Genomic DNA, 26,514 nt, shown 5'->3' on the forward strand with positions numbered 1-26,514 from the left:
CATGACAATCGCAACGACCGAACGGGCACCCAAGCAGGTCGCCATCAACGACATTGGATCTGCTGAAGACTTTCTTGCCGCGGTCGAAAAGACTCTGAAATTCTTCAACGACGGAGACCTCATCGAGGGCACCGTCGTGAAGATCGACCGCGACGAGGTTCTCCTCGACGTGGGCTACAAGACCGAGGGTGTCATCCCCTCCCGCGAACTCTCCATCAAGCACGACGTTGACCCTTCCGAGGTTGTCAAGGTCGGCGACCTGGTTGAGGCCCTCGTCCTCCAGAAGGAAGACAAAGAAGGCCGCCTCATCCTCTCCAAGAAGCGCGCTCAGTACGAGCGTGCATGGGGCGATGTTGAGAAGATCAAGGAGGCCGACGGTGTTGTCACCGGTTCGGTCATCGAGGTCGTCAAGGGTGGACTCATCGTCGACATCGGACTTCGTGGCTTCCTTCCTGCTTCGCTCATCGAGCTTCGCCGCGTTCGCGACCTGACCCCGTACCTGGGCCAGGAGATCGAGGCCAAGATCCTCGAACTCGACAAGAACCGCAACAACGTTGTGCTGTCGCGTCGTGCGCTCCTCGAGCAGACTCAGTCCGAGAGCCGCACCACGTTCCTCAACAACCTCCAGAAGGGACAGGTCCGTAAGGGCGTCGTCTCGTCGATCGTCAACTTCGGTGCGTTCGTCGACCTGGGTGGCGTTGACGGTCTGGTTCACGTCTCCGAGCTCAGCTGGAAGCACATTGAGCACGCCAGCGAGGTCGTTGAGGTCGGTCAGGAAGTCACCGTCGAGATCCTCGAGGTTGACCTTGACCGCGAGCGCGTCTCGCTGTCCCTCAAGGCAACGCAGGAAGACCCGTGGCAGGTATTCGCTCGCACCCACGCCATTGGCCAGGTTGCACCGGGTAAGGTCACCAAGCTCGTTCCGTTCGGCGCGTTCGTTCGCGTTGCCGAGGGCATCGAGGGGCTCGTGCACATCAGCGAGCTGTCCGGCAAGCACGTTGAGCTCGCCGAGCAGGTTGTTTCTGTGGGCGACGAGGTCTTCGTCAAGGTCATCGACATCGACCTCGAGCGTCGCCGCATCTCGTTGAGCCTCAAGCAGGCCAACGATGGTGTCGACCCCGAGGGCACCGAGTTCGACCCGGCGCTCTACGGAATGCTCACCGAGTACGACGACAAGGGCCAGTACAAGTACCCCGAAGGCTTCGACTCCGAGACCAACGAGTGGCGCGAAGGCTTTGACGAGCAGCGCGAAAAGTGGGAGCAGGACTACGCTGCAGCCCAGGCTCGCTGGGAAGCCCACAAGAAGCAGGTTGCTTCCGCGAACGACGAGATCGCTGCACCCAGCGACGTCGCTCCGGCCGGCTCTGCCTTCTCGAGCGAGTCGGCTGGCGCCGGCACGCTCGCCGATGACGAAGCACTCGCGGCCCTCCGCGAGAAGCTGTCCGGCGGCAACTAGCACCGAAGCACCACCAGAGCAGGCCGTACCCTTCGGGGTGCGGCCTGCTTTTCGTTGCCCACGCCCCTGCCTCTGCCCGCGCCCGCGCAAAAACCGGTCTTTTCGAGACACGCCGAGGTAATCTGCCAGCTCCACCGGCGTGTCGCGAAATTGACCGGTTTTGCGGGCGAGCCCCTGCCGATAGCATTGCTCGGATGTACCTCATAGCACTCACCGGCGGAATCGCCTCGGGCAAGAGCACCGTCGCCGCGCACCTCGCCGAGCGTGGAGCCGTGCACATCGACGCCGATCAGCTCGCCCGCGAGATCGTGGAGCCGGGAACGCCCGCACTCGCCGCCATCGCCGCGGAGTTCGGTGAATCCGTGCTGGCGCCCGACGGGAGCCTCGACCGCGCCGCCCTTGGGACGATCATTTTCAGCGACTCGGAACGTCGCGAACGCCTAAACGCGATCACCCACCCTCAGGTGTGGAGTCGCACCCGGCAGCTCATCGATGAGGCGGGGGCGAGCGACCCCCGGGCCATTGTGGTCTACGACGTGCCTCTGCTCGCCGAGGCCGCCGCCGATCGCCGCCTCGCCTTCGATCTCATCGTGGTCGTGCACGCCGATGCCGAGACCCGGATCACACGCATGATCACGCAGCGCGGCCTGACGGCGGTCGAGGCCGCCGCACGCATCGGTGCGCAAGCGTCCGACGCCGAGCGCCTCGCGATAGCCGATGTCGTGATCGACAACTCGGGCACCGTGGAGCAGACGCATTTGCAGGCCGATGCGGTGTGGGAACGCGCCGTGTCCGCTGTCAGCTGATCGGATCAACCGGGGGCACGGCCCACTGTCGGTTGCCCTTTGTAGACTGGAACAATGGAACCTACCCGCTCTGTCAACCCGTTCGAGGTCGTCAGTGAGTACACGCCCAGCGGCGACCAGCCGAGCGCCATCGCCGATCTCACCAACCGTATCAATGCCGGGGAGACCGACATCGTGCTGCTTGGTGCCACGGGTACCGGCAAGTCGGCGACGACCGCCTGGTTGATCGAGCAGGTTCAGCGCCCCACGCTCGTCCTGGCGCACAACAAGACCCTCGCGGCCCAGCTCGTGAACGAGTTTCGCGAGCTCATGCCCAACAACGCGGTCGAGTACTTCGTGTCGTACTACGACTACTACCAGCCGGAAGCCTACGTGCCGCAGACCGACACCTTCATCGAGAAGGACTCCTCCATCAATGAGGAGGTGGAGCGACTCCGCCACTCGACCACGAACTCGCTGCTCAGCCGTCGCGACGTGATCGTCGTCTCCACGGTGTCCTGCATCTACGGCCTCGGCACCCCCGAGGGGTACATGGAGGCCATGGTTGCCTTGCAGGTGGGGCAGAAGGTCAGTCGGGACTGGCTGGTACGCAAGTTTGTCGCCATGCAGTACCAGCGCAACGACGTGGACTTCTCCCGCGGTAATTTCCGGGTGCGCGGCGACACGATCGAAATCATCCCGATGTACGAAGAGCTGGCCATTCGCATCGAGATGTTCGGTGACGAGATCGAGGCGCTGCACAGCCTGCATCCGCTCACCGGTGACATCGTTCGCAAACTCGACTCGGTGGCGGTCTTCCCCGGGTCGCACTATGTCGCGAGCAACGATGTGATGCAGCGCGCGATCGGCACCATTCAGGAGGAGCTGGCGGAGCGTCTCGAACAGCTGGAACGCGAGGGAAAACTGCTCGAGGCCCAGCGGCTGCGCATGCGTACGACCTTCGACCTGGAGATGATGGAGCAGATCGGTTTCTGCTCAGGGATCGAGAACTACTCGCGCCATATTGATGCGCGCGAGGCGGGGGAGGCCCCGCACTGCCTCCTCGACTACTTCCCTGACGACTTCCTGATGGTGATCGACGAGTCGCACGTGACCGTTCCGCAGATCGGTGCCATGTACGAGGGGGATTCCTCGCGCAAGCGCACACTCGTGGAACACGGTTTCCGTCTGCCGAGCGCACTCGACAACCGACCGCTCAAGTTCAACGAATTCAAGAACCGGGTCGGTCAGACCGTGTACCTCTCGGCGACGCCGGGCAAGTACGAGATGGGCATCGCGGACGGCATCGTGGAGCAGATCATCCGGCCGACCGGACTGATTGACCCGCAGATCATCGTGAAGCCGAGCGCCGGTCAGATCGACGACCTGCTCGAACAGATCAAGATCCGCACCGAGCGCAACGAACGTGTGCTGGTCACGACCCTCACCAAGAAGATGGCCGAGAATCTCACCGACTTCCTCACTGAGGCCGGCGTGCGTGTGCGCTACTTGCACTCCGACGTTGACACGCTGCGGCGCGTGGAACTGCTCACGGAGCTGCGCGCGGGCATCTATGACGTGCTCGTGGGCATCAACCTGCTGCGGGAGGGGCTCGACCTGCCCGAGGTGTCGCTCGTGGCCATTCTCGACGCCGACAAGGAAGGATTCCTGCGCTCGGCGACCTCGCTCATCCAGACCATCGGGCGCGCCGCCCGAAATGTCTCCGGCGAGGTGCACATGTACGCCGACCGCCTCACGGCGTCCATGGAGAAGGCCATTGACGAGACCGATCGGCGGCGGGAAAAGCAGGTGGAGTACAACACACTGCACGGCATCGATCCCACCCCGCTGCGCAAGCGTATCGCCGACATCACCGATGTGCTCGCCCGCGAAGAAGCCGACACTGCCGAGCTGCTGGCCAATCGCGACGCCCGCCGCAAGAGCTCGTCGGTCACCCGCCGGGTGGGGCTCGCCGCGAACGGAGCCAACGACCTCGAATCGATCATCGCGGACCTCAACTCCCAGATGCTGGAGGCCGCCGGTGAGCTCAAGTTCGAGCTTGCCGCCCGACTGCGTGATGAGCTCTCCGAGCTCAAGCGCGAACTCCGCCAGATGGAAAAGGCCGGCCACCTCCAGTAACCAGCGTCGCGATCCGTCGCGGCACTCGTTTGCCTTCCCGGCACGCGTTCACACGCGTGCGGGGTGGTCAGAGGAGTGCCGCGAGTGCTGTCACGGCGGTTTCGCCGCGGCCATACTGCATGGAGACGCCGTCGAGCTGGATCAGGACATCACTGTCGGCATCGGATGCCGGCCGCGTCATGCGCTCGCCTGCACACTCTTCGCTGGGCGCCCGCGCTTGGGGACGTCAGTGTTCAAGGGAAGCGGCGCGGCCGTACCGGCCGCGACGGCACGGGACAGGCGGCTCTCGCAATGATCGAGCCACCGAGCCTCGGCCTCGGTCGCGAAGATGAGTGAGTCGATGACGAGCAGCCAGGCGAGCTGCTCCGAGGACTCCGGGTTGTCGGTGAGGTTCTTCGTGCGGGTGAGTTCCTGCAGGGTGCGGAACGTGGCCGTGCGTTGCACCTGGATGACGCGGGCGATGTCCACGCCGGGGAGGGTAACGGCGATGGCGAGTTTGATGGCCAGTTCGTCACGGGTGGCCGTCGTGCGGATAACCGGGGACGTAAGCCAGCGAGCCGCCTCGTCGCGACCCGCGTCGGTGATCTCGACATAGTGTTGCCCGTCGTTATCGCCCTCGAGCTTCCGCACGAGGCCGTCACGTTCGAGCCGGTCGAGGGTGTTGTAGATCTGGCCGACGTTCAACGGCCAGGTCGAGCCGGTGCGACGGTCGAACTCTGCGCGCAGTTGATAGCCGTAGCACGGACCTTGGCCCAGAATGGCGAGCAGACTCTGACGAACCGACATGGTGCCTCCGAACGGTGAAACGCGAAACCATCTAATAATTACCGAGTATATACATACTCGAAATGGCAGGCGTGGACCGTAACCTGTACGGCACTGTCAGGAGCGCTGCGTAGACTCGGGGAGTGTCGATTACGAAGGTCAATAACGGTCCCAAGCTCAGTGTTCGCGGCGCCCGCGTGCACAATCTCCACAACATCGATCTCGAAATCCCGAGAGACTCGCTCGTTGTGTTCACCGGCCTCTCCGGTTCCGGAAAATCATCGCTGGCCTTCGACACGATTTTCGCGGAGGGCCAGCGCCGTTACGTGGAATCGCTCTCCGCCTACGCACGCCAGTTTCTGGGTCAGGTCGACCGTCCCGACGTGGACTTCATCGAAGGGCTAAGCCCGGCCGTCTCGATCGACCAGAAGTCGACCAACCGCAACCCGCGGTCCACCGTGGGCACGATCACCGAGATCTACGACTACATGCGGCTCCTGTGGGCACGCATCGGCGTGCCGCACTGTGCCATCTGCGGCGAGGTCATCCAGTCGCAGACCGTGCAGCAGATTGCCGATCAGCTGATGGAAATGGACGCCGGTGTTCGCTATCAGGTCGTCAGCCCCGTCGTGTCGCAGAAGAAGGGCGAATTCGTCGACCTCTTCCAGGAGCTCGCCGGCAGTGGATACTCGCGGGCGATCGTGGACGGCACCCAGATTCAGCTAAGCGAACCGCCCACGCTTAAGAAGCAGCAGAAGCACGACATCTCCGTCGTCGTCGACCGCCTTGTCGCAGGACCCGAGCTGCTCAGCCGCCTCACCGATTCGCTCGAGACCGCTCTCAAGCTCACCGACGGAATCGTTCAGATCAACTTCATCGACCGGGAGGGCGACGAGGCCTGGCAGAGCTACTCGGAGAAGCTCTCCTGCCCGAACAACCACCCGGTGCAGCTCACCGAGATCGAGCCGCGCACCTTCTCGTTCAACGCCCCGTTTGGTGCCTGCCCCGAGTGCTCGGGTCTCGGCACGCGCATGTCGGTCGACGAAGACCTGCTCCTGGGTGACCCGGATCTCAGCATCGCCGAGGGCGTCGTGCTGCCCTGGACCACGCAGGGCAAGGGACTCTTCCAGTACTACGAGAAGCTGCTCGACGGGCTTTCCCACGACCTCGATTTCTCCCTCGACACCCCCTGGTCCGGCCTCACGCCCGAGGTGCAGAATGCCGTCATGCGCGGCGACAACTTCGAGGTGAAGGTCAAGTGGAAGAACCGCTACGGCCGCGAAATGAGCTACACCTCCGGTTTCGAAGGTGTGGTGCCGTACATCGAGCGCCAGTACCAGCAGGCGGAGAGCGACACCCAGCGTCAACGGTGGGCGGAGTACCTGCGCGAGATCGACTGCCACGTCTGCGGCGGCACGCGGCTCAAGCCCGAGGTGCTCGCCGTGACCGTCTACGGGTCGAGCATCGCGGATGTCTGCGCGCTCAGTCTGAGCGACGCCCGTACCTTCATGGACGAGCTCACCCTGTCCGACCGCGAGGCGGCCATTGCCGCCCAGGTGCTGCGGGAGATTCGGGCGCGCCTCGACTTCCTCATCCGGGTGGGACTGAACTACCTGAACCTGGCCCGTGCCGCCGCGACGCTGTCCGGCGGAGAGGCACAGCGCATCCGGTTGGCTACCCAGATCGGGTCCGGACTCACCGGCGTGCTGTACGTGCTCGACGAGCCCAGCATCGGTTTGCACCAGCGTGACAACCGCCGCCTGATAGAAACGCTCATCGCCCTGCGTGACCTTGGCAACACCCTCATCGTCGTCGAACACGATGAGGACACCATCAAGACCGCGGACTGGATCGTGGACATCGGACCCGGCGCCGGCGTCAACGGCGGCCACGTCGTGCACTCCGGATCGTACGAAAACCTGCTCGCCAACACGACATCTCTCACCGGTGATTACCTCGCGGGGCGCAAATCGATCGAGACCCCCACGACGCGTCGCCCCATCGACCCCGATCGCGTGATCACCGTTACCGGAGCCTCGGCAAACAACCTGCAGAAGGTCTCCGTGACCTTCCCCCTCGGCACCTTCACGGCCGTCACCGGCGTGAGCGGCTCGGGAAAGTCCTCCCTCGTGAACGACATTCTGTATCGGGTGCTTGCCAACCGGCTCAACGGCGCACGTAAGCTGCCCGGCAAGCACACGCGCGTGACCGGCCTCGACCACCTTGACAAGGTCATCCACGTCGACCAGGCGCCCATTGGTCGTACGCCGCGGTCCAACCCGGCCACGTACACCGGTGTCTTCGACAAGATCCGTACCCTGTTCTCCGAAACGATCGAATCGAAGGCCCGCGGCTACCTCCCCGGCCGTTTCAGCTTCAACGTCAAGGGCGGTCGCTGCGAGGCCTGCTCCGGCGACGGCACGATCAAGATTGAGATGAACTTCCTGCCCGACGTCTATGTGGCCTGCGAAGTCTGTGGTGGAGACCGGTACAACCGGGACACTCTGACCGTGCGCTACAAAGGCAAGAACATCGCCGAAGTGCTCGACATGCCCATCAGCGAGGCCGCGGACTTCTTTGAGCCCATCTCGTCGATCCACCGATTCCTGAAGACCCTGGTGGAGGTCGGCCTCGGATACGTTCGGCTCGGACAGAGCGCCACCACACTCTCCGGCGGCGAGGCGCAGCGGGTGAAGCTAGCGACGGAGCTGCAACGTCGCTCCAACGGCCGCAGCGTCTATGTGCTCGACGAGCCCACCACGGGGCTGCACTTCGAAGACGTGCGCAAGTTGCTTCTCGTGCTGAACAGCCTCGTCGACAAGGGCAATACCGTCATCGTGATCGAGCACAACCTCGACGTGATCAAGTCCTCGGACTGGGTCATCGACCTCGGACCGGAGGGCGGCTCCGGCGGTGGCAAGATCCTCGCGACCGGAACCCCTGAGCACCTGGCCACGGTCAAGAAGAGCCACACCGGCATGTTCCTGAAGGAGGTTTTGGCCGCCGGCTGACCCGTCGTCCGACCGCGATCATGGCCGATGTACTGAGCTACCGTCCCAGAACCGGCGAGATCCCCACCACTCCGGGGGTCTACCGGTTCAGCGACGAATCGGGGCGCGTGCTTTACGTCGGCAAGGCCAAGAACTTGCGGGCGCGCCTGGCGAACTACTTCGCGCCGCTGACCAGCCTGCACGAGCGCACCCGACGGATGGTGACCACCGCGTCGGCCTTGGAATGGACCGTTGTCGGCACGGAGGTCGAGGCCCTTCAACTCGAGTGGACATGGATCAACGAGTTCGATCCGCCGTTCAACGTCAAGTTCAAGGATGACAAGTCCTACCCCTACCTGGCGGTCACTCTCGCGGATGAAGCACCCCGGGCGCTGATGACCCGTACTGCCGGCATTCGCGGTGCGCGCTACTTCGGCCCGTACCCGCAGGTCTGGGCGGTGCAGCAGACGATCGAACTCATGCTCAAGGCGTTCCCGATCAGAACCTGCAACAATGCCAATTACAAACGGGCCATGCAGAGCGGAAAGCCGTGCTTCGCGAGCCAGATCGGCCGCTGCTTCGGCCCGTGTTCGCACAGGGTGTCGATCGAGGAGCACCGGGCCAGGGTCGACCAGTTCGTGAGCTTCATGGGGTCTCAGGACCGCAAACTCATCAACAAGCTGACTTCCGAGATGAAAGAGGCGGCGGCCGAGCAGAATTATGAGATCGCGGCCAAACGCCGGGACCAGGTCCTGGCCCTCACCGCGATCCTCGAGAAGAGCGCCGTTGTGCTGCGTGACACGGTCGACATCGACCTGTTCGCCATTGAGCAGGACGAACTGGCGGCGGCGGTGCAAATGTTCATCGTGCGCGGCGGGCGCGTTCGTGGGGTGCGGGGCTGGATGCTCGACAAGGAACTCGACGTGTCCACGGGGGACCTGATCGATTCGGTCATGCAAACGGCGTACACGGGGGCGGCCGTCCCGCCGCGTGAGATCATCGTGCCGGAACTGCCCGATGATGCCGAGGCCATGGAAACCTGGCTCGCCGGCATCTCGCATCGCAAGGTGCGGATCGTGGCAGCCCAGCGCGGGGAAAAGGCGGCGCTTCTCGCGACCGCAACGCAGAATGCCAAGCAGGCGCTCATGCTGTACAAAACCCGGCGCAGCTCCGACTTTGTGGCTCGCTCCAAGGCATTGGAAGACATTCAGGAGGCTCTGGGCATGCCTGCGGCGCCCCTGCGCATGGAATGCTACGACGTGTCGCACCTGAGCGGTACCAACATCGTGGCGTCGATGGTCGTCTTCGAAGACGGGCTCCCGCGAAAAGATGACTACCGCCGATTCAGCATTCCGGAATCCACCGACGACACAGACTCGATCTATCGCACGCTCATGAGACGCCTCGCTTATCTCGTCCCTGATGACGAGGCAGCCGAGTCCACGCATCCGGTCGTGTCTTCGGAGAGCGGGCAGATCCAGGAGAAGCGTAAGAAATTCCGCTACCAGCCCAACCTCCTCATCGTCGATGGCGGACAGCCGCAGGTGGCGGCTGCGGCGCGCGCCCTCGCGGATTCGGGCGTCACGGGCATACAGTTATGCGGCATCGCTAAACGGCTGGAAGAAATCTGGCTTCCCGACTCCGACTACCCGGTCATCCTGCCGCGCAACAGCGACGCCCTCTTCCTCATTCAACGTATTCGTGACGAAGCCCACCGTTTCGCCATCACCCACCAGCGGGCGCGTCGCAAGAAGGACATCTCGAGTGTCTTGAACGAGATACCCGGCCTGGGCCCGGCGCGGGTCAAGGTTCTCCTCCAGCATTTTGGATCGGTCGCCCGGCTGAAGGAGGCCTCGGAGGAGTCCATTGCCGAGGTTCGCGGAGTCGGCCCCCAGCTCGCAGCCACTATTCATGAACACCTGCGGGCGTGAAGACGCCGAAGATCGGTAGGCTTGCTAATCTGATCAACTTCAACCGAAGGCGCATTTTAGAATGACAACGGATCCCGACAAGCAGGAACTGCTGATCGTCACGGGAATGTCCGGCGCGGGACGCTCAACTGTGGCGAACGCGCTCGAAGACCTCGGCTGGTATGTGGTCGACAATCTCCCCCCGCAGATGCTGCGTCCGCTCGTGGAACTGGTCGAGCGCGCCGGGACTACTCTGCCCAAAATTGCGGCAGTGGTCGATATTCGTGGGCGGGACCTTTTCGGAGACTTTCGCGAAACCGTCCAGTCTCTGCGCAGCGGCATTCAGGTGCGCGTGGTCTTTCTCGAGGCCCGCGACGACGTGCTCGTGCGCCGGTTCGAATCGGTCCGACGGCCCCACCCGCTTCAGGGCGAGGGCACTCTGCTCGACGGAATTTCCGCCGAACGCGCCCGGCTCCTCGTGGTGCGCGAATCCAGCGATATCGTCATGGATACCTCGGACCTCAACGTGCACCAGCTCGCCACGGCGACAACCGATCTGTTCGCGGCCGAGGGTACCGCCGGCGTGCAGGTCACGATCATGAGTTTCGGTTTCAAGTACGGCCTCCCCACGGACGTCGACATGGTCGCCGACGCGCGGTTCCTCCCGAACCCCTTTTGGATTCCTGAACTTCGTGGTCACACTGGTCAGGATGCCGAGGTTCGCGACTTCGTCCTTGCCCAGGAAGGGGCTGCGGAGTTCATCGATGGCTATGCCGCCGCGCTGGAACCCGTCCTCGCCGGTTACCAGCGCGAGAACAAACGGCATGCGACCATTGGTATTGGCTGTACGGGCGGTAAACACCGATCCGTCGCCGTCGCCAGGGAGCTCGGCTCCCGGCTCGAAAAACTTCCCGGCGTTGCGGTGAATATCAAGCACCGCGACCTCGGACGCGAATAAACAAGGGCGCCATTGCCTCGCACGGCCGTTAATCATCCAACGGCTGCTCAGCACCGCCCGAACAACAGAATGGAAAACACGATTGGCTCTCACCGCCGACGTTAAAGACGAACTCTCCCGCGTTGAGGTATCGAAAACCACAGTGCGCGCGGCCGAGTTGGCAACAATCCTCCGGTTCTCCGGAGGACTTCATCTCATCAGCAGTCGTATCGCCATCGAGTCGGAACTCGACACCGCAATACTTGCCCGGCGGGTACGCAAAGATCTCGCCGAGCTGTACGGAGTGCGTAGCGACGTGCAGGTCATTGCGGCATCTGGGCTTAGACGCACCAACCACTACCTCGTGCGTGTCATCGAGGGTGGCGAAACGCTCGCGCGCCAAACCGGACTTCTGGACGCCCGCCGCCGACCCATCCGGGGCCTCCCGAACAGACTGACCACCGGATCCAAGGAGGAAATCGCCGCCGTGTGGCGAGGAGCCTTCCTGGCTAACGGCACACTGACAGATCCCGGCCGTTCGGCTGCTCTCGAGATCGTCTGCCCCGGAAACGAGTCGGCCATGGCACTCGTCGGGGCCGCCGGGAGGCTCGGGATTGCCGCGAAGGCCCGTGAGGTCCGTGGCGTTCATCGGGTCGTCATCCGTGACGGCGATGCCATCGGCGCGATGCTTGTGCACATGGGCGCGCAGAAGACCGTCCTGAGTTGGGAAGAATTGCGCCAGCGCCGTGAGGTACGGGCCACTGCGAACCGTCTGGTCAATTTCGATGACGCGAACCTCCGCCGCTCGGCCGAGGCAGCGGTTGCCGCGTGCGCTCGCGTGCAGCGAGCCATGAATATCCTCGGCGACGACATCCCCGAACACCTGCGATATGCAGGAGAACTGCGCCTCAGCTTCCGTGACTCGAGCCTGGACGAGCTGGGTCACCATGCCGATCCGCCCATGACGAAGGACGCGGTAGCCGGTCGAATCCGTCGGTTGCTCGCTATGGCAGACAAGAAGGCCGTCGACCAGGGGATTCCCGGAACGGACGTTCCGTTCCCCGTGCACCCCGACGACGTCTGAAGACACATTCAGAGAGTGCCCAAACCAGCTGACTAGACTGGAAAAGTCGCTTACGACGCCGACGGCGGACCTGTCCGTCGGCAATCATCAAGAGGAGACACGCAATGGCTGAATACACCCTTCCCCAGCTCGACTACGATTACTCGGCGCTTGAGCCCAGCATCAGCGGCGCAATCATGGAGCTGCACCACAGCAAGCACCACCAGGCCTACGTGACGGGTGCGAACACCGCCCTCGCCCAGCTCAAGGAAGCCCGTGACTCGGGTAGCCTCGCGAACGTCAACAAGCTGCAGAAGGACCTTGCCTTCAACCTCGGCGGTCACGTGAATCACTCCATCTTCTGGACAAACATGTCCCCGAACGGCGGAGACAAGCCCGTCGGCGACATCGCCGCGGCCATCGATGACTTCTTCGGCTCCTTCGAGAAGTTCCAGGCTCACTTCACCGCCGCCGCTCTCGGCGTGCAGGGCTCCGGTTGGGCGGTCCTCGCGTGGGACTCCATCGGGCAGCAGCTGATCGTTCAGCAGTTCTTCGATCAGCAGTCCAACTTCGCGGCCGGCATCGTGCCCGTGCTGATGCTGGACGTCTGGGAGCACGCGTACTACCTCGACTACCGCAACGTGCGTGCCGATTACGTCAAGGCGTTCTGGAACATCACGGACTGGGCGAACGTCCAGGAGCGATTCACTGTCGCGCGCGAGAAGACGAACGGCCTCCTGCTACTCTCGTAGCGTGCTGGCCTCTTCGCGAGTCGGCGTCCCCTCTCCAGGGGGCGCCTTTGCTCGTGACAACACAGCTTCACCCCAATAGCCACCCCAAAACCATCCCACGACGGCGCCCCCATGCGCCCTCAGTATCCCCAGGAGTTCTTTGTGACCGTCAAAATCGGCATCAACGGCTTCGGCCGTATCGGCCGTAACTATTTCCGTGCAGCCATGGCCAAGGGCAGCGACATCGAAATCGTCGCCGTCAACGACCTCTCGGACCCCGCCTCCCTCGCGCACCTGCTCAAGTACGACTCTGTCGGAGGCCGTCTGAACGCCACCGTCGAAGTTGACGGCGACCTCATCATCGTCAACGGCAAGCCGATCAAGGTCCTGGCGGAGCGCGACCCCGCCAACCTGCCGTGGGGCGCCCTGGGCGTCGACATCGTCATCGAGTCCACCGGTCGTTTCACGAAGGCTGCGGATGCGCAGAAGCACATCGAAGCAGGCGCCCAGAAGGTCCTCGTTTCGGCACCCGCAACGGGCGCAGATGTTGCCACGCTCGTTCTCGGCGTGAACGAGAACACGTACGACCCGGCTCTGCACAACATCATCTCCAACGCGTCCTGCACCACGAACTGCCTCGCGCCCCTCTCCAAGGTGCTGCTGGACAACTTCGGCATCGAGCGTGGCCTGATGACCACGGTTCACGCCTACACCGCTGACCAGAACCTGCAGGATGGCCCGCACAGCGACCTTCGTCGTGCACGCGCGGCCGCCGCAAACATCATCCCCACGTCGACCGGTGCCGCTAAGGCCCTCGGCCTCGTCATCCCTGAGCTGGTCGGCAAGCTCGACGGCTATGCCCTGCGCGTTCCGGTCCCGACCGGTTCGATCACCGACCTGACCGTCACGGTTTCGCGCCCGGTCACCGTGGCCGAGGTCAACGCCGCGTACAAGGCCGCAGCAGAGGGTCCCCTCAAGGGAATCCTGAGCTACACCGAAGACCCGATCGTGTCGAGCGACATCGTCGGAGACCCGCACTCCTCGATCTTCGACGCCGGACTCACCAAGGTGATCGGCGACCAGGTCAAGGTTGCCTCCTGGTACGACAACGAGTGGGGTTACTCCAACCGCCTCGTGGACCTCACCGAGTTCGTCGCCGAGCGCCTCTAGGCGGCCGCGCAGTGACACTTCGCACGATCGATTCCCTGGGCGCGCTCCAGGGCAAGCGGGTCATCGTCCGCTTCGATCTGAATGTTCCGTTGAAAGACGGACAGATCACCGACGACGGCCGCGTGCGGGCGTCGCTGCCAACACTCACTGCGTTGATCGCAGAGGGCGCCCGTGTGGTGATCGTCTCTCACCTGGGGCGCCCGGACGGCGCATTCGACGCCAAGTACAGCCTGGCGCCGGTTGCGGCTCGGCTCGGAGAGCTTGTCGGACGCCCTGTGGCGTTCGCAACCGATACCGTGGGAGATTCGGCCGCGGAAGCCGTTTCCCGGCTCACGGATGGCGACATCGTCGTACTCGAAAACCTCCGATTCAACCCGGGGGAGACGAGCAAGGTTGACGCAGAGCGTGAATCCTTCGCCGCGCAGCTCGCGGCTTTCGGCGACGCGTTCGTCTCCGATGGCTTCGGCGTCGTGCACCGGAAGCAGGCGAGTGTCTATGACCTCGCTGCGATTCTGCCCAGCGCGGCCGGATTGCTGATCGCGGCCGAGCTGGACGTGCTCGACCGCCTCACAGAGACGCCGGAGGCTCCCTATACGGTCGTCCTCGGCGGCTCGAAAGTCTCTGACAAGCTCGGTGTCATCGGTCACCTGCTGCCGCGGGTCGACTCGCTGCTGATCGGTGGGGGAATGCTGTTTACGTTCCTCGCCGCCCAGGGACACCCCGTCGGAGCGAGCCTGCTTGAGTCGGATCAGCTGGACACCGTGCGTGGCTACCTCGCTGAGGCGGACCGTCTCGGCGTCAAGATCGTGCTGCCCACAGACATCGTTGTGGCTTCCAAGTTCGGCGCCGATGCGGAGCACGTCATCACCGCTGCGGACGCGATCGAGGAGACGCCGTTCGGCGCGACGGGATTGGGCCTGGACATCGGTCCGGATTCGGCCGCGGCGTTTGCGGACATCATCCGCACGTCGAAGACCGTGTTCTGGAACGGGCCGATGGGTGTTTTCGAAATCGCCGCATTTGCCGAAGGCACCCGCACCGTCGCCGCGGCTCTCACCGAGGTATCCGGCCTCAGCGTGGTCGGTGGCGGAGACTCGGCCGCTGCCGTGCGCATTCTCGGATTCACTGATGACCAGTTCGGTCACATCTCAACCGGTGGCGGCGCGAGCCTCGAGTTCCTCGAAGGAAAGCGTCTGCCAGGACTGGAGGTCCTCGGATGGTAGTAAACGATCTAGCTCGACGCACACCGCTGATTGCGGGTAACTGGAAGATGAACCTGGATCACCTCCAGGCCATCGCCTTCGTACAGAAACTGGCGTGGAATCTCAAGGATGCCGGCCATGATTTCTCGGCTGTCGAGGTTGCCGTCTTCCCGCCGTTCACCGACCTTCGGTCCGTGCAGACACTGATTTCAGCGGACAAACTTGATCTGGCCTTCGGTGCGCAGGACGTGTCGGCGCAGGAATCTGGGGCTTTCACGGGCGAGATTTCCGGTGCGTTCCTGTCGAAACTGGAGTGCCAGTACGTCATCATCGGCCACTCGGAGCGTCGCACGCTCCACAATGAATCCGACGAGCAGGTGTCCGCTAAGATTTCGGCGGCGCTCAAGCACAACCTCGTGCCGATCATCTGCGTGGGGGAGACGGCGGCGGACCTCGAGCTGCACGGTCCGAGTGCCGTACCCGTAGCCCAGCTGCGGGCGGCACTGGCCAACGTGTCCAATGCAGCGGACATCGTCGTGGCCTATGAGCCGTGTGGGCGATCGGGTCCGGTCAGGCTGCCACGCCCGAACAGGCCGAGCAGGTTGCGGCGCAGTTGCGCGCAGTGCTGCAGGAGACGCTTGGCCAAGACGTAGCAGATAAGACCCGGATCCTCTACGGTGGATCGGTCAAGTCGGGCAACATCGCGGCCTACATGCGCGAACCCAATGTCGATGGCGCTCTCGTCGGAGGTGCCAGCCTCGATATCGCTGAGTTCTCGAGCATCGTTCGGTTCCAGAAGCACGTCGGTCGGTAGTCAGTCCCGTGGCTGTCCGTGAGGGCAGCCGCGGGCAGCGCGCTGGCCGCGCTATAATTGCCACAGTCTTAGTGGGCCTTACTGCGCCCATCGCATTTGTGAAAGGTTTCGTGTGGAGATTCTCCAAGTTGTGTTGCAGGTCCTCGTAGGAATTACGAGTCTGCTGCTCACTATGCTCATTCTGTTGCACAAGGGCCGGGGTGGTGGCCTGTCCGATATGTTTGGTGGCGGTGTCACCTCGAACCTCGGCGCGTCCGGTGTTGCGGAGCGCAACCTCAACCGCATCACGGTGATCTTGGGCCTGCTCTGGATCACGTGCATCGTGGTTCTGGGCCTGATCACGAAGTTCGACACCGGGGCTTAGATACGTCAAGCTCGGCAGGTTTTGCTCGGCTCCGAGCCGTGCACGCTTAATATCGTTCAATGGGAGGAACAAAATGGCATCTGGCGGAAGTGCAATTCGTGGTTCACGGGTGGGGGCTGGCCCCATGGGCGAGCAGGACCGTGGCTTTCACGCTGATCGAATCAAGGTGTCCTACTGGGATGCCCTCGGCAACGAGACCGTGCGCTATTTCGCGGCCACTCTGCCGGACGAGGAAATCCCCGTCACGATCGACTGCCCGTCCTCCGGCCTTCCCGCCGGGCGTGATAAGGATAATCCGCCCTCGGTTGTCAAGCTGGAGCCGTACAAGACGCACCTGGCCTACGTGAAGGAACGCCGAACGGAAGATGAAGCGGAGTCCCTTCTGGAAGAGGCGTTGAATCAACTCCGGGTTCGCCGTGGAAAGCTCAGCCCCACGAATTAGGGTGTCGCACAGCTGAAGAAGAAGGGCCCGACCACCGCGTGGTCGGGCCCTTCTTTTTTGTCTGTGCTGGGTTAGTACGACGGTGCGATCAGGTTCTCCGGAACCTCGGCGGCGGCCTCGCTGTCGACGAAGAATACTGTGCGCTTTCGGCCCTTGACGCCCGCAGCCGGCACTTCGTCACGGCTGGCGCCCGCGAGGGCGAGGCCCAGAGCAGAAGCCTTGTCAGATCCTGCGAGGACCATCCACACGCGGTCTGAGGAATTCAGCACGGGCCGAGTCAGAGAGAGGCGTTCCGGCGGGGGTTTGGATGAATGACGTACGGCGATGACACTGGCCTCGTTTTCGCGGATCCCCGCTCCATGCGGAAAGAGGGAGGCCACGTGGCCGTCAGGACCGACACCCAGGAACGTGATGTCGAAACGCGGCAGCAAGGCACCGAATGGAGCGAGGTTTGCGAGCTCGGCAGCGTACTGTTCCGCCGCTTCGTCGAGCGACAGACCCTCGTCTGATGCCGCGAATGCATGAATATTCGCCTCGGGCATCTCGATGTGATCGAGAAGGGCGGCACGAGCCTGGCCCTCGTTGCGGTCCGCGTGAGAGCGGGGCACCCACCGCTCGTCGCCCCACCAGAAGCTCACACGGCCCCACTCAATGGTGTCCCGAGCGGCGGAGTCGTTGATGGCCTGAAGCACAGCGATTCCCACCGAGCCTCCGGTGAGAACGACGTTTGCCTCGCCCTCCTCGTGCAGGATGTCCACCATCTTTGTGATGAAACGAGCCGCCACCGAACTGGCCAGTGCCTGCTTGTTCTGGTGTACGAGGACACGTCGTTCGTTGGTCACGCTCGCACTCCGGTCTCTGAGTTCACCACGTCTTCCAGGAGCGGAAGACCACGCGTGATGACCTCACCATACAGGTCATCCGGATCGAGCCGGCGGAGTTCGTCCGCCAGACAGTCCCGCAGGCTCCGCCGACGAAGCGAGAGGTCCTGGACGGGCTGTCCCGGTTGAATCAGTGTCGCAATGCCGGGATTCTCCCGCTCGAGCGAGATGACGCCGCCCGTTCGGGTGAGGCTCACGCCATAGAGGCCGTTCGCGTGCGGGCCGGACGTGAGCTCGCAGCCGACCGGCGCCTTCAACTGCATGTGCAGCCAGGCGGCCAGAAGAGTCGTCGACGGGGAATCGGCCGCGCCGGTGACATTAATGGCCGTGACTGCCTCGTAGGGCGGCTGGTCAAGAACTGCCGCGAGCTGCGTGCGCCAGAGGGTGAGCCTCGTCCAGGCGAAGTCCGTATCACCGGGACGGTAGCTGGAGCGAAGGCGCTGCAGGGCGCCCTGAGGATCGGGCTGCGCCGACGCATCCGTGATCCGCCGGTACGCGATACGCCCGAGCGGAGAGTCGGCGGGCACGGCAGGTGCCGCTCCCGGCCACCAGGCGACCACTGGAGCGTCGGGGAGCAGGAGCCCGGTCACGAGGCTCTCGGGATCGCTCGCGGCCTCTCCGTAGACGCGCAGCACGATGACCTCGCTGGCTCCGGCATCTCCGCCGACGCGAATTTCAGCATCCACGCGGGGGACGCTCGTGGCGTGTGGCGTGTCAGGGCCCTCGGTTGATACAACGATCACACGCATGGGGTGCTCGCGTGAAGCGTCATTGGCGGCCGCGATGGCCTCCTCTTCGTGGCCCAGCGTCGACGAGATGATGAGGGTCAGCACTCGTCCGAGGGCGACCGCACCCCCCTCTTCGCGAATACGCACGAGCGCCTTGGAGATCTTCGCGGTAGTGGTGTCGGGCAGATCGACGATCATGGGCGTCTCCATTTACGGCCGTCACGGGCCAGCAGTTCATCGGCGGAAGACGGTCCCCACGTGCCGGGCCGGTATTGCTCCGGCTGGCCCTGGGTGGCCCAGTATTCCTCAATGGGGTCAAGAATCTTCCACGAGAGTTCGACCTCTTCGTGGCGGGGGAACAGCGGCGGGTCGCCGAGCAGTACGTCAAGAATCAGCCGTTCGTAGGCCTCGGGGCTTGCCTCGGTGAAGGCGTGGCCATATCCGAAGTCCATGGTGACGTCCCGTACTTGCATGCCGACGCCGGGAACCTTGGAACCGAAACGGATGGTGACACCCTCGTCGGGCTGCACGCGAATGACGAGCGCGTTGTGGCCCAGCTCGGCGGTCTGGCTTTCAGCGAAGAGGTACTGCGGCGCGCGTTTGAAGACGACCGCGATTTCCGTTACGCGCCGGCCGAGGCGTTTGCCCGCGCGCAGGTAGAACGGGACGCCGGACCAGCGACGGTTGTCGATCGTCAGGCGCAGGGCGGCATAGGTTTCGGTGATCGAATCGGCGTTCATACCGTCTTCGTCAAGGAAACCGACGACCTTCTCGCCTCCTTGCCAGCCACCCGTGTACTGCCCGCGAGCGGTGCCGAGACCGAGGTCCTCCGGCAGGTGCACGGAAGCGAGCACCTTCTCCTTCTCGGCGCGCAGGTCGGCAGCCTCGAAGGAAATCGGTTCTTCCATCGCCGTGAGGGCGAGCAGCTGGAGCAGGTGATTCTGAATCACGTCGCGGGCGGCGCCGATTCCGTCGTAGTACCCGGCACGTCCGCCCACGCCGATGTCCTCGGCCATCGTAATCTGCACGTGCTCCACGTGATTGGCGTTCCAGAGCGGTTCGAACATCTGGTTCGCAAAGCGCAACGCCAGGATATTCTGCACCGTCTCCTTGCCCAGATAGTGGTCGATCCGGAATACGGAGTCGGGCGGGAAAACCGATTCCACGACGTCATTGAGTTCGCGGGCCGTCTTGAGGTCACTGCCGAAAGGCTTTTCAATGACGACGCGACGCCATTGACCGTCCTTCTGCTCGGCGAGTCCCGATCGGCGCAGCTGCTCGGTCACGAGGGGGAATGCCTTCGGCGGAATCGCCAGATAGAAAGCATGGTTGCCCATGGTCCCGCGTTCCCGGTCGAGCTGGGCGATCGTGTCCTTAAGCACCTCGAAGGCGTCGTCATCGTCAAACGTGCCGGGCACAAAGCGGATGCCCTCGGCCAATTGGGCCCAGACATCCTCGTGGAACTCCGTGCGGGAATATTTCTTGACGGAGTCGTGGACGACCTGCATGAAATCTTCGTTGTCCCAGTCGCGGCGTGCGAATCCGACCAGCGCGAAGCCGGGCGGAAGCAGGCCACGATTGGCGAGGTCGTAAACGGCGGGCATGAGCTTCTTCCGCGACAGGTCTCCGGTCACGCCGAAGATCACGAGGCTTGACGGCCCCGCAATGCGATTCAGGCGGTAATCAGAGGGTGAACGCAACGGATTAAACTCCGGGGTGATTTCCACCGGGGACATGCAGCTCCTAAGGGACGAAAGTGAGGGGGAGGGAATTTCCGGACTAGTCGAGCGCCCGGAAGAGGGTGGCGACGTTGGCCTCAGGCGAGGTCAGCGTGAGAGTGAGCACGGGGCGACCCTGGGCGGCCAGCACGCTTGCGTCGCCACTGGCCTGAGCCTGGATGAGTTCGCCGAAGGTGAACGGACGTTCGGGGATATCGAGGTCTTCCGTCGGCGTGGCCAGGATCTGCAGGAAGACGCCGGTGGGGGTGCCGCCCTTGTGGAACTGACCGGTCGAGTGTAGAAACCGCGGTCCCCAGCCAAAGGTCACGGGCCGCTTGCTCAGCGTCGCGAGCCTGGAACGGATTCCGGCAAGCTCAGGCAGAGCAAGCCGGTTGACGTACGCCTGAACGGCCACATAACCGTCAGGTCCCAGCTCTTCAAGCAGCGCGTCGATGGCCGAGGCGAGGTCGCTTGCGGCACCGATGACGTGGGGGGTGCCACGTACCTCGATGCCGTCCGACAGGAAGGCGGCCGGTTCGGGCGCGGGGCGCTCGTCGAGCAGTCCGCGGGTGGCGATCTTGGCGGATTCCACGTCGGGCTGGTCGAAGGGGTTGATGCCGAGGAGGCGGCCCGCGACGACTGTCGCGTACTCCCAGACCAGGAATTGCGCGCCGAGTGTTCCACTGACGCGAATTTCGTCGGCGCCATCGTGGTCCACGAAGATGTCGTGGCCGGCATCGGCGACGACACGAACCAGCTGAACGTCCGGCAGGTTCGCGGCCAGTTCGGGAGCGTCGATGTCAAGAACGACGGGAAGGATGCCGGTTCCGAGTTTTCCGGTCGACTCGGCGATGAGCTGTTCCACCCAGTCGGCGAAGCCCACGATGTGCGTTCCGTCCGAAACGATGGCGAGCTTGTCCCGGCGCGGGAGCGCGGCGGCGATGGCCGCACCCAGCACGAGACCCGGATTGTCCAGCGTGTCGACGGCGAGTGCCAGCGAGATGGCATCGGCTTCGTCCAGCAGTTCGCCGATGTCGACTCCGGCGAGGCCGGACGGAACGAGGCCGAAAGCCGTCAACGCGGAGTAGCGGCCACCCACGTTGGGGTCGGCGTTAAAGACTCGGTAGCCGGCCTCTCGTGCGGATGCCTCAAGCGGGGATCCGGGGTCGGTGACCACGATGATGCGTTCGGCAGGATCAATTCCTGCGGCGATGAAGGCCCGTTCAAAGACGCGACGCTGACTGTCGGTTTCGACCGTGGATCCCGACTTCGATGAGACAACAAGTGCCGTCGAATCGAGATGATCCGTCAGCGCAGCGAGTACCTGGCCGGGGTCTGTCGCGTCGAGAACGGTGAGCGACGCGCCTGCGGTGTTGGTGATGACCTCGGGAGCGAGAGACGATCCGCCCATGCCCGCCAGTGCGATGTGGCTCACGCCGGCGGCGCGGAGCGTATCGCGCAGCGCGTAGATTTCTGCTACCAGCGGGCGGGAAATGGCGACCGATTCGGTCCAGCCGAGTCGCTTGCCTGCCTCGTCCTCGGCCTCCGGGCCCCAGAGTGCGGGCTCGAGAGCCGTGATTCCGGAGGCCACCAGGTCGTCCACGAGCGTCGGGACAATCCGGCGTACGGCGTCAGCAGCCGAGCCGCTGACCGAAATGCGGAAGCTCAACGGATGACCGCGGTTTCGGCTGCGGCGAGTGCTCCGGCGACCGTTTCCAACAGTTCGTTCCAGGACACGACGAACTTGGAGACACCCTCTTCTTCCAGGAGGCGTGTCACGTCATCGTAGGAAATCCCGAGGTCCGAGAGGGCGTCGAGCACCTGATTGGCGGCGGCGTACGAGCCGGTGACGGAATCGGCGGGAACGACCGCGTGGTCGGCGGCGGCGAGCATCGTCTTCTCGGGCATGGTGTTGACGACCTCGGGAGCGACGAGCTCGGTCACGTAGAGCGTGTCGGGCAGGCTCGGGTCCTTGACTCCGGTGGAGGCCCAGAGTGGACGCTGCTTGTTGGCGCCGGCCTTGATCAGGCCGAGGGCGCGTTCGCTGCTGAACGCCTGCTGGAAGACCTCGTAGGCAAGCTGGGCGTTGGCCACGCCGGCTTTGCTCTTGAGCGCCACAGCGGCTTCCGTGCCGATCGCGTCCAAACGGTTGTTGATCTCGGTGTCGACCCGCGAGACGAAGAAGGAGGCGACGGAGTGGATGGTGGAAATGTCGATCCCGGCGGTCTTGGCCTGCTCCAGACCGGTCAGGTACGCGTTGATGACCTGGCGGTGACGCTCGAGGCTGAAGATCAGCGTCACGTTGACGCTGATTCCCTGGGCGATGGTCGCCGTGATGGCTTCAAGGCCCTCCACGGTGGCGGGGATTTTGATCATGGCGTTCGGACGGTCGACCTTGGTCCACAGCTGAGCGGCCTGGGCAATGGTGCCGGCAGCGTCCCGGGCAAGTCCCGGCTCAACCTCGATGGAAACTCGGCCGTCGACGCCATTGGTGCGGTCGTAGACCGGGCGGAAGATGTCGCTGGCAGCGCTGACGTCGTCAGTCGTGATTTCGAAGACGGCGTCGGCCACGCTCGTGCCGGCCGCGGCGAGTGCGGAGACCTGCTCGGCGTAGGCATCGCCCTGGGCGAGGGCGCCGGCGAAGATCGTCGGGTTTGTCGTGACGCCGACTACATTGCTGTTGTCGATGAGCTGCTGGAGTCCACCGGACACGATGCGGTCGCGAGACAGGTCGTCGAGCCAGATACTGACGCCGGCGGTGGAAAGCTGAGCGAGGGGGGTGGTGATTTCAGTCATTGTTGTAAATCTCCTCTGTGATGCGCCCTGGGCGAGGGATTCCTCGCCCAGGAGATGCTGTGCCTCTGTCGAGCTGGTAATGCTGGTGGTGCTGATGCTCAGTGTGCGATGGATTCCCGCGCGGCGGCCACGACGGCCTCGGTGGTGATTCCGAATTCGCGGAAGAGTGTCTGGTAGTCGGCCGACGCACCGAAGTGCTCAATCGAGATGCTGCGACCGCGATCGCCAACGTACCTATTCCATGTCAACGCGATTCCGGCTTCAATCGATACCCGTGCGGTGACATTCGTCGGAAGAACTGATTCGCGGTATTCGGCGGACTGCTCTTCGAACCACTCCAGGCACGGCGCGGAGACAACGCGGGCATTGATTCCATCGGAGGCGAGCTGGGTGCGGGCTTCGACCGCCAGCTGCACCTCGGAGCCGGTGGCGATCAGAATGACGTCCGGTGTTCCATTCGGGGCCTCAGCGAGCACGTAGGCGCCCTGGGCGACGTGTGAGGCGGAGGCGAAGACGTCGCCTGACGCCTGGTCTTCTCCGCGCTCGAAGACGGGGATGTTCTGACGGGTCAGGGCGATTCCCGCCGGCCCCTGACGACGCTCAAGAATGGTCTTCCAGGCCCAGGCTGTTTCCGTCGCGTCACCGGGACGAACGACATCGAGTCCCGGAATGGCGCGCAGGGTGGCGAGCTGTTCGATCGGCTGGTGCGTGGGGCCGTCCTCGCCGAGTGCGACGGAGTCGTGGGTCCAGACGAAGATGGACGGCACCTTCATGAGGGCTGCGAGACGAACGGCCGGACGCATGTAGTCACTGAAAATGAGGAAGGTGCCACCGAAGGCGCGCGTGTTGCCGTGCAGCACGATGCCGTTCAGGATCGCCGCCATGGCGTGCTCACGAATACCGAAGTGAAGTACGCGTCCATACTTATCGCCTGTCCAGGCGTCGGTCGAGTGCTCACTCGGCACGAACGATGCCGCGCCCGCGATTGTGGTGTTGTTCGATTCGGCGAGGTCGGCCGAGCCACCCCACAGCTCGGGAATGACCGGGCCGAGGGCATTGAGAACTTTTCCAGACGCGGCTCGCGTCGAGACGGCGGTTCCCGCGGGGAATACCGGGAGCGCCTCCTCGACGCCGTCCGGAAGTTCTCCACTGAGGATCCGGTCCAGAAGAACCTTGCGCGCCGGGTTGGCGGCGGCCCAGGCGTCGAACTGAACGGTCCAGTCTGCGTGCGCTCGCGCGCCACGCTCGAGTGCCTGGCGAGTGTGGGCGAGGACAGCGGGGGAGACGTCGAAAGTCTGTGCCGGGTCGAAGCCGAGCACGGTTTTGACGCCGGCGAGCTCGTCTGCGCCGAGGGCCGATCCGTGAATCTTGCCGGAGTTCTGCTTCTTCGGACTGGGCCAGCCAATGATGGTCTTGAGAATGATCAGGGACGGCTTGTGCGTCTCGGCCTGCGCGGCGGCGATCGCGTCATTCAACTCGGCGACGTCTTCGACGTAATCGCCGGTCTTCTTCCAATCGACGGTCTGCACGTGCCAGTCGTAGGCCGCGTAGCGGGCTGCGACATCCTCGGTGAACGCGATGTTCGTGTCGTCTTCGATCGAGATCTGGTTGCTGTCGTAGATGGCAATCAGGTTGCCGAGCTGCTGGTGACCGGCCAGTGACGACGCCTCAGAGGTGATTCCCTCCTGCAGGTCGCCGTCGCCGGCGATGACATACACGAAGTGATCGAAGGGGCTCTCACCGACACGTGCGTCCGGGTCGAACAGGCCGCGCTCGAAGCGAGCGGCATAGGCGAAGCCGACGGCGGAGGCGAGGCCCTGGCCGAGCGGTCCGGTCGTGATCTCGACGCCAGCGGTGTGGCCGAACTCTGGGTGGCCGGGAGTCTTGGAGCCCCAGGTGCGCAGGGCCTTGAGGTCGTCGAGTTCGAGACCGTAGCCGCCGAGGTACAACTGCACGTACTGGGTCAGTGAGCTGTGCCCGACCGACAGCACGAAGCGGTCACGGCCGAGCCAGTCGTTGTCCGCGGGGTCGCGGCGCATGACCTTCTGGAAGAGGAGGTATGCCGCGGGGGCCAGGCTCATGGCCGTACCGGGGTGCCCGTTCCCAACCTTCTCGACGGCGTCCGCCGCCAGAATTCGCGCGGTATTAACCGCCTGATCGTCAACGGAATCCCATTGGAAAGCTGCCACGTCACGTAACCCTTCATTGAAGCGAAGGCGGGTTGAGCTCAACCCATCCTTTGATAGTTGTGCAATTGTCGGAAAACACTCTCGTACGACGGTGCCACGCATTCTCGACGCGGTACTGCATGCGGAATGTCACCCCCAGCGAGTTGGCCTGCTTCACGCTGCCATCTCCCACCCGGGGGCTCGCCGAACTACTGATTCACTGTGGGGAGCACTTTCAGTATACGGACGAATGTGCGCCGTGACCCTAAATGACGTGACATGTCCGTTGCGGGGAAGGGGCGTGCAGTGACCTACAATTGGGAGAACTGCCTAGCATTCGAGGATTAATGGACGTCGCCCTTCAGACCATCGAGAAAACCCCGCGTACGCTGAAGCGCACGCTCAAGGCCTATCTGTCTCTGACAAAACCGCGGGTCGTTGAGTTGCTCCTGGTCGTGACGGCTCCCACGATGCTGCTGGCAGAGCGAGGTATTCCGAGTCTCTGGCTCGTTTTGGCCACGCTCATCGGCGGTTCGCTGAGCGCGGGGTCCGCAGGGGCCTTCAATTGCTACATCGATCGTGACATCGACCGCGTGATGCACCGCACCCAGAATCGCCCGCTCGTCACCGGCGAGCTGAGTGACCGTGAGGCGCTCGTCTTCGCCTACGCGCTGGGTGCCGCATCCATCGCCTGGCTGGCCATATTCACCAACTGGCTGGCCGCGGCACTGTCGTTCGGTGCCATTTTGCTGTACGTCGTGTTCTACACGATCATCCTCAAGAGGCGCACGGCGCAAAACATCGTCTGGGGCGGTGTGGCGGGTTGCATGCCCGTTCTCATCGGGTGGGCCGCCGTCACGGAAAGCCTGTCCTGGCCCCCGGTCATTCTGTTCATGATCATCTTCCTGTGGACGCCCCCGCATTACTGGCCGCTGTCCATGAAGTATCGGGCCGACTATCAGGCCGCTGGTGTGCCGATGCTCGCTGTCGTTCGCGGCCGCGCCCAGGTCGGTCTCCAGGTCATCCTGTACGCGTGGGCAACCGTGGCGTGTTCTCTGTTGCTCATTCCGATTGCGGGCATGGGGATCACGTACACATTTGTGGCTCTTGTCACCGGCGGCTGGTTCATTTACGAGACCCACCGCCTCTACAACCTGGCGATTCGCCACGAGCACGTGTCACCGATGAGGGTCTTCCACGGCTCGATCGCCTACCTGACGTTGTTGTTCGTAGCGGTTGGTGTCGACCCGCTGCTCCCGTTCTAAGCCTTTGGGTTATACCAAAGCTGAGGAATATATCAACCCCCCTATCTGGGGGAGCAGCTAGAGTGACTCTGCGCCCTCGCTTGCGGAAGAGTACCAGCACGCTGCGACCTTGATCGACGTGACGATGGCGCACCAGTCATCTCAGCGAAACGGGTGTAAATGTGTTGGATTTCATAGGGAGCAGGTTCGA

20 protein-coding genes and 1 pseudogene are annotated in these 26,514 nt (G+C 63.6%); 14 read left to right on the forward strand and 7 right to left on the reverse strand.

The features are described 5' to 3' along the window. The first annotated feature begins 1 nt into the window (after window position 1). From rpsA to uvrB, 3 genes are all read left to right on the forward strand, one after another. On the forward strand, window positions 2–1,456 hold the full coding sequence (rpsA, locus tag JF66_RS02505; protein WP_035836463.1) for a 30S ribosomal protein S1: 1,455 nt from the start codon (window positions 2–4) through the stop codon (window positions 1,454–1,456). Between the two features lie 194 nt (window positions 1,457–1,650). Continuing rightward, on the forward strand, window positions 1,651–2,262 hold the full coding sequence (gene coaE / locus JF66_RS02510; RefSeq protein ID WP_035874710.1) for a dephospho-CoA kinase: 612 nt from the start codon (window positions 1,651–1,653) through the stop codon (window positions 2,260–2,262). A 54-nt stretch (window positions 2,263–2,316) separates the two neighbouring features. Next, window positions 2,317–4,380 carry an excinuclease ABC subunit UvrB gene (uvrB, locus tag JF66_RS02515; protein ID WP_035874753.1) on the forward strand — a complete coding sequence of 688 codons (2,064 nt, stop codon included), beginning with the start codon at window positions 2,317–2,319 and terminating at the stop codon, window positions 4,378–4,380. Window positions 4,381–4,557: 177 nt separating this feature from the next. Here uvrB and JF66_RS02520 read toward each other — a convergent pair whose 3' ends face one another. Then, entirely contained in the window at window positions 4,558–5,166 is a 609-nt protein-coding gene (locus JF66_RS02520; RefSeq protein WP_035874757.1) for a PadR family transcriptional regulator, read from the reverse strand. Window positions 5,167–5,288: 122 nt separating this feature from the next. Here JF66_RS02520 and uvrA point away from each other — a divergent pair, with 122 nt between their 5' ends. The 10 genes and pseudogenes from uvrA (at window position 5,289) to JF66_RS02570 (ending at window position 16,768) form a co-directional block, all read left to right on the forward strand. Continuing rightward, window positions 5,289–8,156: an excinuclease ABC subunit UvrA gene (uvrA, locus tag JF66_RS02525; RefSeq protein WP_035874760.1), complete on the forward strand. Its 2,868-nt coding sequence runs from the start codon at window positions 5,289–5,291 to the stop codon at window positions 8,154–8,156. Window positions 8,157–8,176: 20 nt separating this feature from the next. Further along, window positions 8,177–10,066, forward strand: a complete 1,890-nt coding sequence (gene uvrC, locus JF66_RS02530) for an excinuclease ABC subunit UvrC (RefSeq protein WP_035874763.1) — start codon at window positions 8,177–8,179, stop codon at window positions 10,064–10,066. Window positions 10,067–10,127: 61 nt separating this feature from the next. Then, a complete protein-coding gene (rapZ, locus tag JF66_RS02535; RefSeq protein ID WP_035874768.1) occupies window positions 10,128–11,003 on the forward strand; it encodes an RNase adapter RapZ in 876 nt (291 codons plus the stop codon). Window positions 11,004–11,085: 82 nt separating this feature from the next. Then, window positions 11,086–12,066 carry a DNA-binding protein WhiA gene (whiA, locus tag JF66_RS02540; protein ID WP_035874770.1) on the forward strand — a complete coding sequence of 327 codons (981 nt, stop codon included), beginning with the start codon at window positions 11,086–11,088 and terminating at the stop codon, window positions 12,064–12,066. Window positions 12,067–12,170: 104 nt separating this feature from the next. Next, complete coding sequence (locus JF66_RS02545) at window positions 12,171–12,797, forward strand: superoxide dismutase (RefSeq protein ID WP_035874772.1); 627 nt, start codon at window positions 12,171–12,173, stop codon at window positions 12,795–12,797. Window positions 12,798–12,938: 141 nt separating this feature from the next. Further along, the gene (gene gap, locus JF66_RS02550) at window positions 12,939–13,946 is read left to right on the forward strand and encodes a type I glyceraldehyde-3-phosphate dehydrogenase (protein WP_035874796.1); all 1,008 of its coding nucleotides are present in this window, start codon (window positions 12,939–12,941) and stop codon (window positions 13,944–13,946) included. An 11-nt stretch (window positions 13,947–13,957) separates the two neighbouring features. Further along, the gene (gene pgk / locus JF66_RS02555; RefSeq protein ID WP_035874774.1) at window positions 13,958–15,169 is read left to right on the forward strand and encodes a phosphoglycerate kinase; all 1,212 of its coding nucleotides are present in this window, start codon (window positions 13,958–13,960) and stop codon (window positions 15,167–15,169) included. After that, window positions 15,163–15,962 (forward strand): annotated as a pseudogene (tpiA, locus tag JF66_RS02560) (triose-phosphate isomerase). Before pgk ends, tpiA begins: the two are co-directional and overlap by 7 nt. A 112-nt stretch (window positions 15,963–16,074) precedes the next feature. Beyond that, entirely contained in the window at window positions 16,075–16,326 is a 252-nt protein-coding gene (gene secG / locus JF66_RS02565) for a preprotein translocase subunit SecG (protein WP_035835950.1), read from the forward strand. A 73-nt stretch (window positions 16,327–16,399) separates the two neighbouring features. Then, the gene (locus tag JF66_RS02570; RefSeq protein WP_035874776.1) at window positions 16,400–16,768 is read left to right on the forward strand and encodes an RNA polymerase-binding protein RbpA; all 369 of its coding nucleotides are present in this window, start codon (window positions 16,400–16,402) and stop codon (window positions 16,766–16,768) included. A 71-nt stretch (window positions 16,769–16,839) separates the two neighbouring features. On the opposite strand, the gene pgl is transcribed toward JF66_RS02570, so the two are convergent. The 6 genes from pgl to tkt all read right to left on the reverse strand — a co-directional run bounded on the left by pgl (window position 16,840) and on the right by tkt (window position 25,080). Next, window positions 16,840–17,610 (reverse strand): 6-phosphogluconolactonase, encoded by a 771-nt coding sequence (gene pgl, locus JF66_RS02575; protein WP_035874780.1) that lies wholly within the window; start codon window positions 17,608–17,610, stop codon window positions 16,840–16,842. After that, window positions 17,607–18,575 (reverse strand): glucose-6-phosphate dehydrogenase assembly protein OpcA, encoded by a 969-nt coding sequence (locus tag JF66_RS02580; protein ID WP_035874781.1) that lies wholly within the window; start codon window positions 18,573–18,575, stop codon window positions 17,607–17,609. Before JF66_RS02580 ends, pgl begins: the two co-directional genes overlap by 4 nt. Beyond that, complete coding sequence (gene zwf, locus JF66_RS02585) at window positions 18,572–20,113, reverse strand: glucose-6-phosphate dehydrogenase (RefSeq protein WP_035874783.1); 1,542 nt, start codon at window positions 20,111–20,113, stop codon at window positions 18,572–18,574. The genes JF66_RS02580 and zwf overlap by 4 nt, the downstream gene beginning before the upstream one ends. Window positions 20,114–20,156: 43 nt before the next feature. Next, window positions 20,157–21,764, reverse strand: coding sequence for a glucose-6-phosphate isomerase (locus JF66_RS02590; protein ID WP_035874786.1), 1,608 nt, complete (start codon window positions 21,762–21,764; stop codon window positions 20,157–20,159). Then, window positions 21,761–22,891 (reverse strand): transaldolase, encoded by a 1,131-nt coding sequence (gene tal, locus JF66_RS02595; protein ID WP_035874789.1) that lies wholly within the window; start codon window positions 22,889–22,891, stop codon window positions 21,761–21,763. Before tal ends, JF66_RS02590 begins: the two co-directional genes overlap by 4 nt. 98 nt (window positions 22,892–22,989) lie before the next feature. Beyond that, window positions 22,990–25,080, reverse strand: a complete 2,091-nt coding sequence (gene tkt / locus JF66_RS02600) for a transketolase (RefSeq protein WP_035874791.1) — start codon at window positions 25,078–25,080, stop codon at window positions 22,990–22,992. Window positions 25,081–25,406: 326 nt separating this feature from the next. On the opposite strand from tkt, the gene JF66_RS02605 reads away from it, so the two are divergent. Further along, a complete protein-coding gene (locus JF66_RS02605) occupies window positions 25,407–26,324 on the forward strand; it encodes a heme o synthase (RefSeq protein ID WP_035874793.1) in 918 nt (305 codons plus the stop codon). The last annotated feature ends 190 nt before the right edge of the window (window positions 26,325–26,514 follow it).

This window comes from Cryobacterium sp. MLB-32, from assembly GCF_000738085.1.
GTDB lineage: Bacteria > Actinomycetota > Actinomycetes > Actinomycetales > Microbacteriaceae > Cryobacterium.

Bases quoted from the DNA above. Each gene is read 5' to 3' on its own strand.
- rpsA (WP_035836463.1), top strand. From the start codon at position 2: ATGACAATCGCAACGACCGAACGGGCACCCAAGCAGGTCGCCATCAAC.
- coaE (WP_035874710.1), top strand. From the start codon at position 1,651: ATGTACCTCATAGCACTCACCGGCGGAATCGCCTCGGGCAAGAGCACC.
- uvrB (WP_035874753.1), top strand. From the start codon at position 2,317: ATGGAACCTACCCGCTCTGTCAACCCGTTCGAGGTCGTCAGTGAGTAC.
- JF66_RS02520 (WP_035874757.1), bottom strand. From the start codon at position 5,166: ATGTCGGTTCGTCAGAGTCTGCTCGCCATTCTGGGCCAAGGTCCGTGC.
- uvrC (WP_035874763.1), top strand. From the start codon at position 8,177: ATGGCCGATGTACTGAGCTACCGTCCCAGAACCGGCGAGATCCCCACC.
- rapZ (WP_035874768.1), top strand. From the start codon at position 10,128: ATGACAACGGATCCCGACAAGCAGGAACTGCTGATCGTCACGGGAATG.
- JF66_RS02545 (WP_035874772.1), top strand. From the start codon at position 12,171: ATGGCTGAATACACCCTTCCCCAGCTCGACTACGATTACTCGGCGCTT.
- JF66_RS02570 (WP_035874776.1), top strand. From the start codon at position 16,400: ATGGCATCTGGCGGAAGTGCAATTCGTGGTTCACGGGTGGGGGCTGGC.
- JF66_RS02580 (WP_035874781.1), bottom strand. From the start codon at position 18,575: ATGATCGTCGATCTGCCCGACACCACTACCGCGAAGATCTCCAAGGCG.
- zwf (WP_035874783.1), bottom strand. From the start codon at position 20,113: ATGTCCCCGGTGGAAATCACCCCGGAGTTTAATCCGTTGCGTTCACCC.
- tal (WP_035874789.1), bottom strand. From the start codon at position 22,891: ATGACTGAAATCACCACCCCCCTCGCTCAGCTTTCCACCGCCGGCGTC.
- JF66_RS02605 (WP_035874793.1), top strand. From the start codon at position 25,407: ATGGACGTCGCCCTTCAGACCATCGAGAAAACCCCGCGTACGCTGAAG.